Annotated in this window: 13 protein-coding genes and 2 pseudogenes; 9 read left to right on the forward strand and 6 right to left on the reverse strand. The window is 73.5% G+C overall.

Annotation, left to right across the window (positions count from 1 at the left end; all coding sequences use genetic code 11):
• Positions 1–16: 16 nt before the first annotated feature.
• The 3 genes from pgsA to ACVW07_RS19730 all read left to right on the forward strand — a co-directional run bounded on the left by pgsA (position 17) and on the right by ACVW07_RS19730 (position 1686).
• On the forward strand, positions 17–610 hold the full coding sequence (gene pgsA, locus ACVW07_RS19720) for a CDP-diacylglycerol--glycerol-3-phosphate 3-phosphatidyltransferase (protein WP_456820890.1): 594 nt from the start codon (positions 17–19) through the stop codon (positions 608–610).
• 4 nt (positions 611–614) lie between these two features.
• The gene (locus tag ACVW07_RS19725) at positions 615–1109 is read left to right on the forward strand and encodes a CinA family protein (RefSeq protein WP_456820891.1); all 495 of its coding nucleotides are present in this window, start codon (positions 615–617) and stop codon (positions 1107–1109) included.
• A gap of 235 nt (positions 1110–1344) precedes the next feature.
• On the forward strand, positions 1345–1686 hold the full coding sequence (locus tag ACVW07_RS19730; RefSeq protein WP_456820892.1) for a helix-turn-helix domain-containing protein: 342 nt from the start codon (positions 1345–1347) through the stop codon (positions 1684–1686).
• Positions 1687–1809: 123 nt separating this feature from the next.
• Here the strand turns inward: ACVW07_RS19730 and ACVW07_RS19735 are convergent, their stop codons facing one another.
• Complete coding sequence (locus ACVW07_RS19735) at positions 1810–2595, reverse strand: DNA-formamidopyrimidine glycosylase family protein (protein ID WP_456820893.1); 786 nt, start codon at positions 2593–2595, stop codon at positions 1810–1812.
• A 24-nt stretch (positions 2596–2619) separates the two neighbouring features.
• A pseudogene (locus ACVW07_RS19740) lies at positions 2620–7541 on the reverse strand (ATP-dependent helicase).
• A 65-nt stretch (positions 7542–7606) separates the two neighbouring features.
• Here ACVW07_RS19740 and ACVW07_RS19745 point away from each other — a divergent pair.
• The 6 genes and pseudogenes from ACVW07_RS19745 (at position 7607) to rny (ending at position 14394) form a co-directional block, all read left to right on the forward strand.
• Positions 7607–7840: a DUF3046 domain-containing protein gene (locus tag ACVW07_RS19745; protein ID WP_456820894.1), complete on the forward strand. Its 234-nt coding sequence runs from the start codon at positions 7607–7609 to the stop codon at positions 7838–7840.
• Positions 7841–7853: 13 nt separating this feature from the next.
• A complete protein-coding gene (locus ACVW07_RS19750) occupies positions 7854–9911 on the forward strand; it encodes an alkaline phosphatase family protein (protein WP_456821130.1) in 2058 nt (685 codons plus the stop codon).
• Positions 9908–10675 (forward strand): MBL fold metallo-hydrolase, encoded by a 768-nt coding sequence (locus ACVW07_RS19755; RefSeq protein ID WP_456820895.1) that lies wholly within the window; start codon positions 9908–9910, stop codon positions 10673–10675. The genes ACVW07_RS19750 and ACVW07_RS19755 overlap by 4 nt, the downstream gene beginning before the upstream one ends.
• Positions 10676–10971: 296 nt before the next feature.
• Positions 10972–11961 (forward strand): annotated as a pseudogene (gene recA, locus ACVW07_RS19760) (recombinase RecA); the annotation flags it as partial.
• 68 nt (positions 11962–12029) lie between these two features.
• A complete protein-coding gene (locus ACVW07_RS19765) occupies positions 12030–12602 on the forward strand; it encodes a regulatory protein RecX (RefSeq protein ID WP_456820896.1) in 573 nt (190 codons plus the stop codon).
• A 256-nt stretch (positions 12603–12858) separates the two neighbouring features.
• Positions 12859–14394, forward strand: coding sequence for a ribonuclease Y (rny, locus tag ACVW07_RS19770; protein ID WP_456820897.1), 1536 nt, complete (start codon positions 12859–12861; stop codon positions 14392–14394).
• A gap of 25 nt (positions 14395–14419) precedes the next feature.
• Here rny and ACVW07_RS19775 read toward each other — a convergent pair whose 3' ends face one another.
• The 4 genes from ACVW07_RS19775 to ACVW07_RS19790 all read right to left on the reverse strand — a co-directional run bounded on the left by ACVW07_RS19775 (position 14420) and on the right by ACVW07_RS19790 (position 17797).
• Complete coding sequence (locus ACVW07_RS19775; RefSeq protein WP_456820898.1) at positions 14420–15286, reverse strand: amino acid ABC transporter permease; 867 nt, start codon at positions 15284–15286, stop codon at positions 14420–14422.
• On the reverse strand, positions 15283–15972 hold the full coding sequence (locus ACVW07_RS19780; protein WP_456820899.1) for an amino acid ABC transporter permease: 690 nt from the start codon (positions 15970–15972) through the stop codon (positions 15283–15285). Before ACVW07_RS19780 ends, ACVW07_RS19775 begins: the two co-directional genes overlap by 4 nt.
• Positions 15973–16062: 90 nt before the next feature.
• Positions 16063–16923: a glutamate ABC transporter substrate-binding protein gene (locus tag ACVW07_RS19785; protein ID WP_456820900.1), complete on the reverse strand. Its 861-nt coding sequence runs from the start codon at positions 16921–16923 to the stop codon at positions 16063–16065.
• Between the two features lie 64 nt (positions 16924–16987).
• Complete coding sequence (locus tag ACVW07_RS19790; RefSeq protein WP_456820901.1) at positions 16988–17797, reverse strand: amino acid ABC transporter ATP-binding protein; 810 nt, start codon at positions 17795–17797, stop codon at positions 16988–16990.
• Positions 17798–17882: the final 85 nt, after the last annotated feature.

Consider the following 17882-nt stretch of genomic DNA (forward strand, 5'->3'; position numbering starts at 1 on the left):
GATCTAGGCTGTCCGGGTGATCGATGCCGCTCCCTCCGCCTGGAACCTGGCGAACGTGCTCACGGTGCTGCGCATCGTCCTCGTCCCGTTCTTCGCGTGGGCGATGCTGGTCGACGGGGGACACACGGTCACCGGCCGGCTGACCGCCACCCTGATCTTCGTCGTCGCCGCCCTCACGGACCGGCTCGACGGGTGGGTGGCTCGACGGTCCGGGCAGATCACCGACCTCGGCAAGCTCCTCGACCCGATCGCGGACAAGCTGCTGGTCGGCACCGCCCTGGTGCTCCTGTCCGCACTCGGGGACCTGCCGTGGTGGGTGACCGTCGTCATCCTCGCCCGCGAGCTCGGCATCACGGCGATGCGCTTCTTCCTGCTCCGGTACGTCGTCCTCCCCGCGTCGCGCGGCGGCAAGCTCAAGACCGTGCTGCAGTCGTTCGCCATCGGCCTGTACCTGCTGCCGCTCGACCAGATGCCGACGTTCTTCTCGGTCGTCGCAGGCGTGCTCATGGGGGCGGCCGTGCTGGTCACCGTCGTCACCGGCCTCGACTACGTGCGGGCCGCCGGGCGCATCCGTCGGGCCGCCGTCGTGCCGCCGGGCGCGGGGATCTGAGCACGTGCCCGACGAACGCGCGCTCGCCCTCGTCGCCGCGCTCACCGACCAGGGCCGCACGCTGGCCGTCGCCGAGTCGCTGACGGGCGGTCAGGTGTCGGCGACCATCGTGGGCGTGCCCGGCGCGTCCGCGGTGCTGCGCGGGGCCGTCGTCGCCTACGCCACAGACCTCAAGGCGGACCTGCTGGGTGTCGACCGGCACCTGCTCGCCGCGCGCGGTGCGGTCGACCCGGACGTCGCCCGGCAGATGGCTGTCGGTGTCCGCGAGCGGCTCGGTGCCGACGTCGGCCTCGCCACCACGGGTGTCGCCGGGCCGTCGTCGCAGGACGGCCACCCGCCGGGCACGGTGCACGTGGCGGTGTCCTCGGTGGAGGGGGTCACCGTCCGCTCGCTCGTGCTCGACGGCGACCGCCCGCAGGTCCGGGCTGCGGCGGTCGGCGCGGTCCTCGCTCTCGCCCACGACGTCCTCGCCAGCCGGCCGGGTGATCGCAGCGGGTGATTCCGCTGGCTGACCGGATGGAGGCCCGACCGGCGGGAACACGGCGACCAGCCGGATCGTTGCAAGGCACGTGATGAGCACTCGACCGCCGGTCCGCACGATGATCCCGCGCACGGGCGGTGCAAGGTACGGTGGAAGTCTTCCGGTTCAGGGTGTGCCGGGGGCGGTGAAGAGCCAGGCGGCGGCAATGACGCCGTCCGTCGGGCAGGGACGCGACGCGAGGGGGGGAGCCCGGATGGTCGTACTCCGTCGAGAGATCGGCGACGTTCTGCGGGACGCGCGACAACGCCAGGGGCGGACCCTGCGTGAGGTGTCGTCGGCTGCCCGCGTCTCGCTCGGTTACCTCAGTGAGGTCGAGCGAGGCCAGAAGGAGGCGTCGTCGGAGCTGCTCAGCAGCATCTGCGACGCGCTCGCCGTGCCGATGTCGCTCGTGCTGCGCGAGGTGAGCGACCGTGTGGCCGTCGCCGAGGGCCTGCTGATCCCGGACACGGTGCCCGCGGACCTCGCGGCATCGCTGGGCGGCACCGCGGACGGTGGCTGGGCACGGCCGCGCGCCGAGCTCACGCCTATCGGGTGACGTGCGCACCCATCGGGTGACGCGCGCACCTCTCAGGTGACCTGCGCACCCACAGGGTGACGCAGCACCACGTCGGGGAAGCCCGCGACCGATGCCATGGTCGCGGGCTCTCTGCTGTCCGGGTCAGCTCACTGCTGGTGCGGTGGACCGCGCCGGTGCCGGTTGGCAGCGCGGGCAGAAGTAGACCGGCCGCTGCATCGGTGGACGCCGGGCCTCACCGCGGGCGATCGGCGTGCCGCACCGGGGGCACGGCAACCGGAGCCGCGGGTGCACGTTGCTCGGAGGGCGACCACTGAGCACGGACCGCTGCATGAGCCGACGCGCCACCAGGAACAAGCGCTCGACGTCCGGTACCTCGTCCGCGGGGAGCCAGGGCCAGAGCCGCTCCACGAAGAGCGACTCGGCCATGAAGATCGTTCCGATGCCCGCCACCACCGTCTGGTCGAGCAGGACCTCGGCGGCCGGCGTCGGTCCGCGCGCGCCCCAACGGCGGACGGCCTCCGCGACGTCGAACGGGTCGTCGAGCAGGTCGGGACCGAGATGGCCGATGATCGTCCGCTCGTCCCTGGTCGGCACCACGTCGAGCATCCCGAGCAGGTGACCGACCGCGGTCCAGCGGCTCGTCGCGAGGACCGCCCGGACCTGCGGTGAACGGGCCAGGGACGCCGGCTCGCCGGTCCGGTGGACCCGCCAGTAGCCGTCCATGCGCAGGTGGGTGTGGAGGGTACGGCCGTCGTCGAACCGGGTGAGCAGGTGCTTTCCGTACGGCCGGGTGCCCAGCACCGTGCGACCGAGGAGGTCGACCGTCGCGGCCGTGGGCCAGCGCAGGTCCGCACGCACGAGTGGTTGGCCGACGAGCGCGAGGTCGAGCCGCGCCGCGGTGCGGCGCAGCACGTCACCCTCCGGCACGGGCGCCCCCTTCGTGTGGACGGCTCACGTCGCGCTCCGCAGACGCAGGCCACGCGGGGTGGGCGCGAACCCGGCGGCGACGAGCGCCTGGCCCACGGGCCCGTGCAGCGCACCGCCCCCGAGCACCTCGACGCCGTCGACGCGGCTCACGGTCAGTCGGCCCGCAGCCCGGGTCCGGGCCGTGGTGGCCAGTGCGTCGGCCGCGGCGTGCAGCACGTCGGCGCGGTCGTCGAACGACAGCAACGTCCGCCCGCCCCGTTCGAGGTACAGCACGAGCGCCCCGTCGACGAGGACGACGAGCGCACCCGCCTTGCGCCCGGGCCGGTGGCGACCTGTGGCGCCCTCGGACGACATGGCGCCCGGGTCGGGCCAGGCGAGTGCGGCACCGTAGGGGTTGGCGGGGTCGGTCGCCGCGAGCACGACGACGAGCCGCTGACCCGGGACCCCCGTCGGTGTCGGTGGACCGTTCGACGAGCTGTGCGTCGACCCGGAGTCGGTCGACGGCGCCCGGCAGGGCGAACTGCGAGCCGCCGAGCCGTTCGACGAAGTACCCGCGGCGGATCTGCCCGGACTGCTCGAGCGCGGACAGCACGCGGTAGACGTCCGTGAACCGTGCGCCGAGCCCTTCGGCCGGGGCGACCGCGCGCGTCAGGACGCCGTGCCGGTCGAGGAGCTGGGCGGCGAGTGCGTGCCCGCGGAGCGTCGGGTCGCCCTCGCGGGCCGGCAGGACGGACCAGCGGCCACCACCGGCGAGGTTCGTGGCACGCGATGCGCCGCCTCCGGAGCCCGCGGCCGCACCGGCGACGCGGACCTGCGCCCGGAGGCCCAGCCGGGGTCGGAGCGCCCGGCCGCGTGGTGCGGGCGCGCGGCTCCGGTGGGCCGTCGAGCCCGTGCCGAGCCACGCGCGCAGCGGCGCGAGGCTGTCGTTCGTGACGCGTCCCGCCCACACCAGGTCCCACAGCGCGACGGCCACGTCGGCGGCTGTCGGGGCAGGACCGGGCGGGTCCGCGGTGCTGGGGCCGATCAAGGCCTGGACGCGGTCGGTCAACGGTCCGAGGAACCAGGCACCGCCGCCGTCGAGCGCACCGAGCACGGCCGTGTGCAGCGGCGAGCCCGCAGGCGCCGCTGCCGGGTCGACCGCGGGCAGGGTCAGGTCGGCCACGCTCGTCGGGTGGAGCGAGACCAGGCCGTCGTGCCCTGCGAGCGCACCGTGTCCGGCCCAGAGCACCTCGCCGGCCGCCGTGAGCTCGTCGAGCATCGCCGGGGAGTAGTCGCTCACCCGCGCGGGCAGCACGTGCGTCTCCCAGGCCGAGGCGGGCAGCACCGTGCCGGCGAGCTGCTCGACGACCCGGGCGACACCGTCGACGCCTCGCAGGGTCCCGGTGGCAGACCCGTGCCCCGCCCCGCCGACGGGTTGCACGCCCTGCCACCGCGGGAGGAACACCCCGAGCGCCTGCGGGACGACCGGCTCGACCTCGGCGCGCAGTGCCGCGAGCGAGCGACGGCGCAGCGTCCGCAGCACCTCGGCGTCGCAGTACTCGTCGCCCGTGCCGCCGAGCTCGGTGGGCCGCAGGCGCCCCTGGACGAGCACCCCTGTGGACTCGAGCCTCCGCAACGCGTCGGCGACGACGGCGACGCCCCAGCCGAACCGCGCGGCGGCCTGCGCTGCCGTGAACGGCCCGTGCGTGCGCGCGTGCCGGCGCAGGAGGTCGCCGACCGGGTCCGGCACCACCTCCGTGAAGACCTCGGGCACCCCGACGGGCAGAGCGACCCCCAGGGCGTCGCGCAACCGCCCGGCGTCCTCGACGGCCGCCCACTGCTCGGCACGGTCCGGCTCCACGCCGCCGAGCCTGACGCGGATCAGGCGCCGCGCCCGTTCGAGCTCGGTGAGCCAGCCCGCCACGTGCGTCACGGCCTGAGGCTCGACGCGCTCGGCGGCCTCGGCCAACGTGAGAGGTCCGTGTCGCCGGACCATGTCGGCGACCTGCTCGAGCGTCCCGGCCCGTCGCTCGGGCGCCCTGCCGCTCAGCTCCGCCTCAGTGCGCAGGACCGCCTGTGGGTCCAGGAGGTCCGCGAGCTGGGACTCGCCGCCCTGACCGAGCAGCTCGGCGAGGAGCGTGGGGTCGAGCGTGAGCGCGGCGGCGCGGCGCTCCGCGAGCGGCGCGTCGCCGTCGTACAAGAACTGGGCCGTGTAGCCGAACAGCAGCGCCTGTGCGAACGGCGACGGCTGCTGCGTCGTCACCTCGACCACCCGGACCCTGCGGGCTGCGACGTCGCGCATGAGGGTGGTCAGCGACTCGGTGTCGAAGTCGTCCTGCAGGCACTCGCGAACCGCTTCGAGCAGGATCGGGAAGTCGGGGTACTGAGAGGCGACGGAGAGGAGCTGCGCCGAACGCTGTCGCTGCTGCCACAAGGGCTGGCGCCGGTCGGGCCGGCGCCGGGGCAGGGAGGAGGGCCCGGCTCGCTGCCTCCCGGAAACGGGCTCCGAACATGGCCGAGGATCCGAGCTCGGCGCGGACCGAGTCGAGCACCTCGTCGGGCTCGACGAGAAGGTCGGCGAGGTCCATCTGCGGACCTGTGGGGTCCGACCACGGGTCGAGCGGTCCGTCGCCGCCGAGGGCAGCCGTGTCGAGCACGTCGGGGAGCCGCAGCACGATGCCGTCGTCCGAGTGCATCGCCGCGGCGTCCACGCCGTACCGCTCGCGGAGCCGTGCACCGATCACGATGGCCCACGGCGCATGGACGCGGGCGCCGTACGGGGAGTGCAGCACGACGCGCCAGTCGCCGAGCTCGTCCCGGAACCGCTCGAGCACCAGGACCGCGTCGGTCGGTACCTCGCCGGTCGCGGCGCGCTGCTCGGCCAGGTAGGCGAGCAGGTTGTCGGCAGCCCAGCCGTCGAGGCCGGCACGCTCCACCCGTTCACGCGCGACGTCGTCGGGAAGCGTGCCCAGCTCCCGGACCCAGGCACCCATCGCGGCGCCGAGCTCGGCCGGGCGCCCGGGGGAGTCGCCCTTCCAGAACGGCAGCCGGCCGGGGATGCCAGGTGCCGGCGTGACCAGCACGCGGTCCGGGGTGATGTCGTCGATGCGCCACGTGCTCGAGCCGAGGGTGAACGTGTCGCCGACGCGCGACTCGTAGACCATCTCCTCGTCGAGCTCGCCGACACGCTTCCCACCGCGGAGCCGGCCTGCCGTGCGCTCCGCGTCGACCGGCACGTCGCTCGTCGCGGCCCCGCTCGCGAGGAACACGCCGAACAGCCCGCGGTCCGGGATCGTCCCACCGCTCGTCACCGCGAGCCGCAGGGCTCCGGGGCGTGCCGTGAGCACATCCCGCACCCGGTCCCACACGATCCGAGGGCGCAGCTCCGCGAACTCCTCGCTCGGGTACCGCCCCGCCAGCATGTCGAGGACCGCGCGCAGCGTCGCGTCGCCCAGGGTGGCGAAGGGCGCGGCACGGCGGACGACGGTGGCCAGCTCGTCGAGCTCCCAGTCCTCGATCGCGACCATCGCGACGATCTGCTGGGCGAGCACGTCGAGCGGGTTGTGCGGCACGTGCAGCGCCTCGAGCGCACCCGACCTCATCCGTTCGGCGGTGACCGCCGCGGGCACGAGCTCGCCACGGAACGTCGGGAAGACGATCCCGCGCGACACGGCGCCCACCTGGTGGCCCGCCCGCCCGACCCGCTGCAGGCCGGACGCGACCGACGGGGGCGACCCGACCTGGACCACGAGGTCGATGGCTCCCATGTCGATGCCGAGCTCGAGCGAGCTGGTCGCGACGACCGCCGGGAGCTGGCCGGCCTTCAGCTCCGTCTCGGTACGGGTCCGCTCCGCGCGGCTCATCGACCCGTGGTGCGCCCTCGCCAGCATGGTGGCCGCGTCGCGGGTGTCCCTGCCGACGCTCGTCCCGGACTGCGCCGGCACGGCGGCGGGCTGCAGCGATCCCGGGTCCGGCACGTCGAGGCCCGACCGCTCGGCCCACACCTCGTTCATGCGGGACGTGAGGCGCTCGGCCCCGCGGCGGGAGTTCGTGAACACGAGCGTCGTGCGGTGGCCCGCGACGAGGTCCACGACGCGCTCCTCGACGTGGGGCCAGATGGACGGGCGGGGCAGCAGCGCGTCGGCGTTGCCGGCGAGATCCGGCTCCTCGACGGCAGCGGGGCCGCCTGCCGAGCGCAGGTCGGAGAGATCCGGGACCGGCACGACGACGTCGACGACGATCTCCTTCGTGGATGCCGGCTGGACCACGACGACCTGCCGCCCGCGCTCGGCGGGCGGGCGGGCGCCCCCGAGGAACTCTGCGACAGCCTCGACGGGCCGCACGGTGGCGGACAGGCCGATCCGCTGGGCCGGTCCGGGCCCGCCCGGCCGGTCGAGCAAGGCATCGAGCCGCTCGAGCGACAGCGCCAGGTGGGCACCGCGCTTCGTGCCGGCGACCGCGTGGATCTCGTCGACGATCACGGTGTGCACGCCGGCGAGCCCGGCTCGCGCACCGGACGTCAGCACGAGGTACAGCGACTCGGGGGTGGTGATGAGGATGTCGGGCGGCTTCGTCGCGAATGCGCGGCGCTCTGCCGGCGGCGTGTCGCCCGTCCTGATCCCGACCGACACGTCCGGCAGCGTCCTGCCCAGCCGGGTCGCCGCCTGCCGGATGCCCACGAGCGGCGAGCGCAGGTTCCGCTCGACGTCGGTGGCGAGCGCCTTGAGCGGCGAGACGTACACCACCCGGCACCGCTCCACGGGATCGACCGGGGCCTCGCCGGTGAGCAGACCGTCCAGCGCCCACAGGAACGCCGCGAGCGTCTTGCCGGAGCCGGTGGGCGCCACCACCAAGGCGTGGTCGCCGCCGCTCACGGCGGACCACGCGCCGAGCTGTGCGGCCGTCGGCTCCGCGAAGGCACCCGCGAACCACGACCGGGTCGGGGCCGAGAACCGGGTGAGCACCACGCGGCCATTGTGTCCGGCTGCACCGACACGCGCGCTGCGCCCTCGACTGATGGCAGTCTGACCCCGTGAGACTCCGTGAGTTCTGGCTGCTGGTCGACGACGTGCTCGGCCCCGCGCAAGGACGAGCGCTGACCCATGAGCTCGTCGTCGGCGCCCTCGACAACAGGACGGCCGAGCAGGCGCTCGACGACGGCGTCGAGCCACGGACCGTGTGGCACGCGCTCTGCGACGAGCTGCTCATCCCCGACCCGCAGCGGTGGGGCAGCGACCCGCACCGCGTCGCGCCGCCCCGGCGCTGACCCCGTGACGACGATGCGGTCCTGGCGGCCGACCCTTGGGGACCTCGGTGACGCCGCCGTCGGCCTCGCCACGACGGCGCTCGGGCTCGGCGTCGCGATCGCGGTCGTCGACGAGGCGAGCGCGCCGGTGCCCGCGGCGGTGCTCGTGGTCGCGCTCGTGGTCTTCGTCGGAGACCTGCTCCTGCGTGCTCCGCTCCGGGCGTTCGCGCGGGTCGCGGGGGCGATGGGTGCGCTCGCCGCCGGTCTCGCGGTGCAGGTCGGCGTCGCCTGGTTCGCGCTGGCCCGCGTGCCGGGGATCGAGGTGACCTCGCCGTGGGCAGCGGTCCAGGTGCTCGTCGTCACGGCGATCGTGATGGCGGCCGGACGCTGGGTCTGGGGCGCCAACGACAGCGACTACGTCATCGCGGATGTGCTGCGGCGGGCACGTCGGCGCGCGCGGCACGCGGCACCCGACCGGCCCGGGGCACCGCTCGCCGGGCCCGTCCGTGAGGCCGGCCTCCTGGTCGTCCAGCTCGACGGCGTCGCGGCACCCGTGCTGCAGGAGGCCATCGAGGCCGGGCTCGCGCCGACCGTGCAGCGCTGGCTCACCGAGGGGAGCCACGACGTCGAGACGTGGTGGGCGCGCGTGCCCTCGACGACGCCGGCGAGCCAGGCGGGCCTGTTGCACGGCGACTCGACGCAGATCCCTGCCTTCCGTTGGTGGGACCGCGGGCTGCGCCGGCTGGTGGTGACGAACCACCCCGCCGACGCGGCACTCGTCGAGCAGCGCCTGACGTCCGGCAAGGGCCTGCTGGCCGGCGGTGGCACCGCCGTGTCGACGATGTTCTCGGGCGACGCGGCGACGAGCTTCCTCGTGATGAGCCGCACCCGCAGCCCGGGTCCGGACGGGACGCGGGGCGGTCTGGGGCCGGGGCCGTCGTTCCTGCGCTTCTTCGCGAGCCCGTTCGTGCTCGCCCGCGCGGTGAGCCTGTCGCTCGGGGAGATGCTCAAGGAGCTGTACCAGGCCCGACGGCAGCGGCTGCGCGGGGTGCAGCCGCGGATCTCGCGGGGCGGCTGGTACATCGTGCTGCGTGGTGTCACCAACGTGATGATGCGTGACCTGGCGACGTCCCTGGTCGCCGAGGCCGTCATGCGGGGCGACCCGACGGTGTACGTGGATCTCGTCGACTACGACGAGATCGCCCACCATGCCGGACCGACGCGTCCCGAGTCGCTCCGGGCGCTGGAAGGGCTCGACCGTGTGCTGCGGACGCTCGAGCAGGTGTGCGAGGTGGCGCCGCGCGACTACCGGATCTGCGTGCTGTCCGACCACGGCCAGGCGCTCGGCGCGACGTTCGAGCAGGTCGAGGGCCGCTCGCTGCTGGACACGGTCCGCGAGCTCATGGCCGACCCCGGGGCCCCAGGGGTCGAGAGCGGCACCACAGAGGACTGGGGCCCCCTCAACGCCTTGCTGACCAGCGCCTTCACCACCCCGGTGCTCGGCCCGGACGGTGCGCGTCCCGCGCAGGCGGCGACGGACGAGGACCTGCCGGAGGTCGTCGTCGTGGGATCCGGCAACCTCGGCCTCGTCTGGTTCCCGCGGTCGCCTCACCGGCTCGTCCTGGAGGAGCTGCAGGAGCGGTGGCCCGGGCTCGTCGCGGGGCTCGCCGCGTGCCCGAGCGTCGGCGTCGTCGTGGTCGACACGCGTGAGCGGGGCCTGGTCGCGATCGGTCCGCGCGGCCTCCGGCTCCTCGAGCGGGACGACGACGCGGAGGGGGAGGACCCGCTCGCCGCGTACGGACCGCGCGGTCGCGCCGACCTCCTGCGCGCGGCGCGCCTCGAGCACACCGGAGACCTCCTGCTGGTCTCCGTCGTGTCGTCGCGCGGGCACGTCCACGCGTTCGAGGGCCAGGTCGGGTCGCACGGGGGGATCGGCGGCCACCAGAACCTCGCGTTCCTGCTGCACCCGACCGAGTGGCCCGTCGACGACGACCTGCGCGAGGAGGTCGGCGACGAGGCACTCCTCGTGGGCGCCGAGGCGGTCCACGCGCAGCTCGTCCAGTGGGCTGCCGGGGCCGGGCTGCGACCGTGACGACGTTCGTCCGCTGGCTCGGTCACGCGAGCACCGCGCTGGACGTCGGCGGGGTGCGGGTGCTCACCGACCCGCTCCTGCGGCGGCACGCAGGGCTGCTGCGGCGTCGGGGTGGGGCTCCGCTCGAGGAGCACTGGGAGGGCGCGCGGGCCGTGCTCGTCTCCCACCTGCACCACGACCACGCGGAGCTCGGGTCCCTGCACCTTCTGGACGGCGTACCCGTCCTGACCGCGCTGGCGAACGCTCGCTGGCTGCGGGGTCACGGAGTGGCGTCCGCCCTCGGCCTGGGGGAGCGAGCGTGGTGGCCGGTGCCCGACACCGACGTGGAGGTGCGGATGGTCCCCGCCCTGCACGGCGACCGGCCGATGCCGCACCGGCCGAACTCGGCGCACGGGTTCCTGGTCCGGTCGCCCTCGGTCCGGGTGTGGTTCGCAGGCGACACCGCACCGTACGCGTCGATGGGCGACCTGCCTGCTCTCGCCGGCGGGCCGGTCGACCTGGCCCTCATCCCGGTCGGTGGCTGGGGCCCGCGGCTGTCCGGGGGGCACATGGACCCGGTGCAGGCGGCACGCGTGTGCGCGGTCGTCGGGGCCAGGGCGGCGGTACCGGTGCACTGGGGCACTCTGCACCCGCCGGTCTCGCGCCGGCTGCCGCCGGGGTGGATGGACCGGGCGGGCCCCGCCTTCGCGCACGCCGCCGAGCGGGTCGCGCCGGGGTGCCGGGTGCACGTGCTCACGCCCGGGGAGGGCGTGGCCGTCGACTGACGGTGGTCGTCGCCGGGGACCGTGTCGGCCCGAAGCCACAGGCCCGGCGCCCGACCGTCACGCCTGGGTCCGCGACACGCGACGCGGCGTGTCGCTGGCATCGAACACATGTTCGGCTAGTGTGGTTCCTGGGTGACCACCTCCGAGCCGCCCACAGCCCGCACCGGTGTCTGCCGGACCCAGCGGACGTGACGGCGCGGAGATCGTGTCGGTGGTCGGGCATAGCGTCACCCGAGACGAAGACCAGCCCCCGTAGGCGCAGCGGAACCGCTGCTCGAGACGAACAGGTGGGAACGATGCCCGCACCCCAGGACCGCGCGAAGGCCCTCGAGGCCGCCCTCAGCCAGATCGACCGCCAGTTCGGCAAGGGGTCGATCATGCGCCTCGGCGACGAGGGGCGTGCCCCGGTCGAGGTGATCCCCACCGGCTCGATCGCTCTGGACGTCGCGCTCGGCATCGGTGGTCTCCCACGGGGCCGGGTCATCGAGATCTACGGCCCCGAGTCCTCCGGCAAGACGACGGTCGCGCTGCACGCGGTGGCGAACGCGCAGAAGGCGGGTGGCATCGCCGCGTTCATCGACGCCGAGCACGCCCTGGACCCCGAGTACGCGAAGAAGCTGGGCGTCGACACCGACGCGCTGCTGGTCTCACAGCCGGACACCGGCGAGCAGGCGCTCGAGATCATGGACATGCTGATCCGCTCCGGCGCGATCGACATCGTCGTCATCGACTCGGTCGCGGCGCTCGTGCCCAAGGCCGAGATCGAGGGCGAGATGGGTGACAGCCACGTCGGCCTGCAGGCCCGGCTCATGTCGCAGGCCCTGCGCAAGATCACCGGTGCCCTCAGCCAGTCGGGCACGACGGCGATCTTCATCAACCAGCTCCGCGAGAAGATCGGCGTGTTCTTCGGCTCCCCGGAGACGACGACCGGTGGCAAGGCTTTGAAGTTCTATGCGTCGGTCCGGCTGGACATCCGCCGCATCGAGACCCTCAAGGAGGGCACGGACGCGGTCGGCAACCGCACCCGCGTCAAGGTCGTCAAGAACAAGCTCGCGCCGCCCTTCAAGCAGGCGGAGTTCGACATCCTCTACGGCGTCGGCATCTCTCGCGAGGGCAGCCTGATCGACATGGGCGTGGAGCATGGCTTCGTGCGCAAGTCGGGCGCCTGGTACACGTACGAGGGCGACCAGCTGGGACAGGGCAAGGAGAACGCCCGTAAGTTCCTCAAGGACAATCCCGACCTGGCGAACGAGATCGACAAGAAGATCAAGGAGAAGCTCGGGATCGGTGCGCGTGTCGACCTCCCCGCGGACGTGCCGCCGCCGGTCGACTTCTGAGCACGTCGGGGAAGGGCGTGACACGCACGGCGCGCCGTCGGGGGTGGCGTCAGGACGAGCCGCCCCCGACGGGCGCGGCCGCCCACGACGCCGAGCCCGACCACGAGTCGGTGGCGCGGGGGATCGCGCTCCGGCTGCTGACGGCTTCGCCTCGGAGCCGGTCGCAGCTCGCCGACGCCATGGCTCGCCGCGACGTCCCGGAGGACGTCGCCGCGCGCGTGCTCGACCGGTTCACCGACGTCGGCCTCGTCGACGACGCGGACTACGCCCGGACCCTGGTCCGCACCCGGCAAACCGAACGAGGACTGTCCCGCAGGGCGATCGCGCTCGAGCTCCGACGACGCGGCATCGCCGACGACGTGGCAGTCGACGCGCTCGCGCAGGTGGGCGAGGAGGACGAGGAGACCGCGGCACGCGAGCTCGTGCGCCGCCGGCTGGCCGCGACCACAGGGCTCGACGCGCAGGTACGCGCCAGGCGCACGTACGCGGCGCTCGGCCGCAAGGGGTACCCGCCCGGCCTCGTGGCGCGGCTCGTCCGTGAGGCGCTGGCATCGGAGGGCGTCGCTGAGGGGGACGCAGAGATCGAGTAGGACAGAGCCAACCCTCGTCCCTCCGGCACCGGCGGGTACGCCGCGGCACGCCGGGCGGGGCCCGCCCCGCAGACACCGGCGCCACTGACGGGCGAGGTGCGAGCCCACAGCGTGGAGGTCACCCGATCGCCGACCCCCGTAGGAGACAATGTGGCGACCCGTCGTCACTCCGACGGCCGGTCGTCGCGCACGTGGAACGGTGACGGACCTGTCCATCACCGTCGTGGGGTGCACTCCACGGGATCGGGAGGAACAGGTGGAGGCTGGCCCCATCGCCACGGTCGTCGGCCTGCTCGGTGCCTGCCTCGTGGCTCTCATCCTGGTGCTCGTCGCGCGCCGTGAGGCGTCGGCGCAGCGGACCAGAGCCGCCGAGGACGTGTCGACGATCAAGCAGGACGCCCGCACGCTCCTGGCGGACGCCGAGCGGCGCGAGCGCCGCGTCGTCGACCGCGAGGCCGCCGTCGCCGCCGAGCGGCTCCAGGCCGAGGCTCTCGAGGCCAAGGCGCGGGAACGGTCGGAGGCCGCGGCCGAGGCGCAGCGAGAGAGCGTGCGGCTGCGGGAGGCTGCGGAGCGGGACGCGGAACGGCTGACCGCCGAGACGGAGCGTGCCGTCACGGCACGGCTCGCCGAGGCGGAGCGGCTCGCCCAGGCGGAGCTCGAGTCCGTCGGTGGGCTGACCGCCGCCGACGCCCGGTCGGAGCTCACCCGGCGACTCGTCGACCAGGCGGTCAACGATGCTGCGGCCCAGGTGCGTCGGGCCGAGGCGCAGGCACGCCGCACGGCCGACGCCCGGGCCCGCCGGATCGTGGCGACCGCTCTCCAGCGCACCGCCGTCGCGACGAGCGCACAGAGCGCCATCACGGTGCTGGCGCTGCCGTCCGAGGACATGAAGGGCCGGATCATCGGCAAGGAGGGCCGCAACATCCGGGCCTTCGAGGCGCTCACCGGCGTCAACGTGCTCGTCGACGAGCAGCCGGACTCGGTGGTGCTGTCCTGCTTCGATCCCGAGCGCCGCGAGGTGGCCCAGGTCGCGCTCGAGGCGCTCATGGCGGACGGCCGCATCCACCCGCAGCGCATCGAGGCGGCCTACGCGGAGGCGGTCGCGGGGGCCGACGAGCGCACGGAGACGGCCGGTCACGACGCAGCGGAGCGCGCCGGTGTCGGCGGCCTGCACCCCACGCTCGTCCGCACGCTGGGTCGGCTCCGCCTGCGCACGTCCTACGGCCAGAACGTGCTGGAGCACGTGGTCGAGTGCGCGCTGCTGGCGGCCGGTGTCGCGGCGGAGACCGGAGCGGACGTCGAGGTTGCTCGTCGCGGCGCACTCCTGCACGACCTGGGGAAGGCCCTGACAGCCGAGGTTCCGGGTACGCACGCGATCGTCGGTGCTGACCTTGCCCGGCGCCACGGGGAGTCGGACGCCGTCGTGAACGCCATCGAGGCCCACCACGACGAGGTGCCGCCGGAGACGGTCGAGGCGGTCCTCGTGCAGGTGGCCGACGCGATCTCCGCCTCCCGTCCCGGTGCACGGCGTGGCGACGAGCTCGACCAGTACGTCGAGCGGATGGACAAGCTGGAGCAGCTCGTCGCTGCCCATGCCGGCGTGCGTCGGGCCCTCGCCATGTCCGCGGGTCGCGAGGTCCGCGTGGTCGTCGAGCCGTCCGAGGTCGACGACACGGCGCTGCCGCAGCTCGCGGTCGCGATCGCCCGGCACATCGAGTCGGACCTCACCTACCCCGGCGAGATCAAGGTGACCGTCGTCCGCGAGATCCGCGCAAGCGCCACCGCGGGCTGACCGCACGGCGGCGGTGGGTCACCCCTCAGTCGTCGCGGGTCGCCACCACCAGGCTCGGCGCCTCGGCCCGTGCCCGGCCGGAGGTGCGGCGGCCCACCCGACCGGCCAGCAGCGCGGCGAACCGGGTGAGCGCGTAGTTGATGACGATGAAGATCCCGGCGGCCACGAGGAGCGCCTGCAGGATGTTCCCGTTCCCCGAGCCCAGTCGCCGCGCGGCGTCGAGCAGGTCGGGATAGGTGATGATCGCGCCGAGCGCGGTGTCCTTGAGGATGACGACCAGCTGGCTCGCGAGCGCCGGCAGCATCGCGATCAGCGCCTGCGGGACCTCGACGAGCCGCAGCGACTGTCCGCGTGTCAGCCCGACAGCCAGGGCGGCCTCCCGCTGGCCGTGGGGCAGGCCGTGCACGCCGGACCGTACGAGCTCGGCGAAGACCGACCCGTTGTAGAGCGTCAAGCCGAGGACCACCGCGACGAGCGGCAGATCGGTGGGGTCCACGACGTGCGCGTGCCCGAGGCCGAGGTAGAAGAAGATCATCATGAGCAGCACGGGGACGGCGCGGAAGAACTCGACGACCGCCCCGCACACCGTCCGGACGGCCCTCGACCCCGACAGGCGGCCGAGGCCGAACACGGTGCCGAAGATCCCGGCCGTGACGATCGAGATCCCGGCCGCACGCAGGGTGTACCGCAGACCGGGAATCAGATAGTTCGCCCAGGCGTCGCCCGTGAGGAACGGCGTCCAGAGCTCCGACTCGAGCTGCTTCTTGTCCTGCAGCCGGGCGAGCAGCACCACCGCGACGGCGGCGACGACCACGGCGGCTGCGGCGTTGGCCCACCGCATCCTGCGGCGAGCCCGGGGACCGGGGGCGTCGAACAGGACCGAGTCGCTCATCGGGCCACCGCCAGCCTGCGCGAGAGCGCGGTCGTCGCCAGGCCGATCGGCACGACGATCAGCGTGAAGCCCGCCGCGAACGTGAGGAAGATCGCGAGGCTGACGTCGGGCCGGAACTCGATCATGGTGCGCATCAGGCCCGACGCCTCGGCCACCGACCCGGCGGCCGCGACCGTGGAGTTCTTGGTGAGGGCGATGAGCACGTTGCCGAGGGGCGCGATCGAGCCGCGGAACGCCTGCGGGAGGATCACGAGCCGGGCGGCCGGCCAGAACCCGAGCCCGATGGCTCGGGCGGCCTCCGCCTGTCCGACGGGCACGGTGTTGACGCCGGACCGCAACGCCTCGCACACGAACGCCGCGTGGTACGCGGCGAGGCCGATCACGGCGAGCCGGAAGAAGTTCGTCTGGAAGTCGCGGGACAGGGTGACACCGAGCTGCCCCCAGAGCCCCAGCACGCAGAACACGATGATGATGGTCAGCGGCGTGTTGCGCAGCAGCGTCACGTACGTCGAACCCGCCCACCGCAGGCTCGGCACGGGGGAGATGCGCATCACCGCCAGGACCGTCCCTGCGACGAGCGCGAGGATGCCCGCGAAGAACGTGAGCTGGATGTTCACCCAGAACGCGGCGACCACGTCGAACTGGTCGAACAACGACAGGTACTGGCTGAGGAAGCCATCGTCCACCGGCTCTCCTTGGTCGTCGAAGGGGTCGTGCCGGGCTGGCGTCCGCCGGGGGCCGCGACCGGGAAGGTCAGCGGCCCTGGCGACGTCAGGTCAGCCGCAGGCGGCCGGCGTCGGAGGGTTGGACTTGTTCGCCTCGTACCCGGACGGCCCGACGTTCTTGTCGAGCAGCTCCTGCCACGTGCCGTCCTTGATCATCTTCGTGATGGCGTCGTTGACGGCCTGGCACTGGTCACTGCCCTTCGGCAGGCCCACGCCGTAGTTCTCCTCCGAGAACGGGTTGCCGACGACCTTCACCTTGCCCTTGTTGGCGGGGACCGCGGCGAGACCGGCGAGGATGATGTCGTCGGTCGTCACGGCGTCCACCGTGCCGCCGGTCAGGGCGGTGACGCACTCGGCGTACCCGGGCTGCTCGAGCAGGTTCGTCCCGGTCGCGTACTCGTCCTTGATGCGCTGCGCGGACGTCGACCCGGTCACCGAGCACAGGTTCTTGCCCTCGAGGTCCTCGGGCCCCTTGATGCTGTCGTTGTCCGCGGCGACCAGCAGGTCCTGTCCGGCGACGAAGTACGGACCCGCGAACGACACGACCTCCTTGCGCTTGTCGGTGATCGAGTAGGTCGCGAAGATCATGTCCACCTGGCCGGTCTGCAGCAGGTTCTCGCGCTGCGCCGACGGCGCCTGCACCCACTCGATCTGGTCCTCGCCGTAGCCGAGCTCGCCGGCGACGTACTTCGCGACATCGACGTCGAAGCCCGTGTACGTGTCGCCGTCCTGGAAGCCCAGGCCCGGCTGGTCGAACTTGATGCCGATCCGGACGGAGCCCTCGGCACCGCCGGTCACGGCGTCGGAGCTCTCCGCCGTGGAACCGTCGCCGCTGTCGTCCCCGCTCGAGCAGCCGGCGAGAGCGAGCGTGGCGGCGGCCGCCAGAGCGACGGCCAGTCTTCCTGTGCGCATGGTGCGTCCCCTTCGTGTCATGTGCGGTGTCGGTCAGGTGCGGGGTGGTTGCCGGGGCGGGTGGTCAGTGGGTGAGGATCTTCGAGAGGAAGTCGCGGGCGCGGTTGCTCGTGGGGGCGGTGAAGAACGTCTCGGGGTCGGCCTCCTCGACGATCTGCCCACCGTCCATGAACACCACGCGGTGCGCGGCGCTGCGGGCGAACCCCATCTCGTGCGTGACGACGAGCATCGTCATGCCTTCGCGAGCGAGGCCGACCATGACGTCGAGGACCTCGTTGATCATCTCGGGGTCGAGCGCGGAGGTCGGCTCGTCGAACAGCATGACCTTGGGGTCCATCGCGAGGGCGCGCGCGATCGCCACGCGCTGCTGCTGACCGCCGGACAGCTGCGCGGGCAGCTTCTGCGCCTGGTCGCCGACACCGACGCGGTGGAGCAGCTCGCGGGCGTGGGCCTTCGCGACCGAGCTCTTGACCCCTTTCGCCTTGATGGGCCCGAGTGTCACGTTGTCCAGCACGGTGCGGTGCGCGAAGAGGTTGAACGACTGGAACACCATGCCGACGTCGGCGCGCAGCCGGGCGAGGTCGCGGCCCTCCTCGGGCAGCTCCTTGCCGTCCACGGTGATGGTGCCGGAGTCGATGGTCTCGAGGCGGTTGATCGTGCGGCACAGCGTCGACTTCCCCGAGCCGGACGGCCCGATGACGACGACGACCTCACCGCGGCGCACGGTGAGGTCGATGTGCTGCAGCACGTGGAGCGGGCCGAAGTGCTTGTCGACGTCGCGCAGCTCGACGAGCGGCTCACCCACGGGCCGGTCGGTCGGGGCGGCGGACGGGACGCCGGCGGTGCTCGGTCCGGGGGGTGCGAGGTCCGCCATTCGTCGAACCTAGGGGGGAATGCCCGAAATGGCGACCACGGTCGGTCACGGTTGTGCAACGGCCCGGCAAAGTTGCCTGGCGGGC

This window comes from Cellulomonas sp. URHB0016, assembly GCF_054057935.1.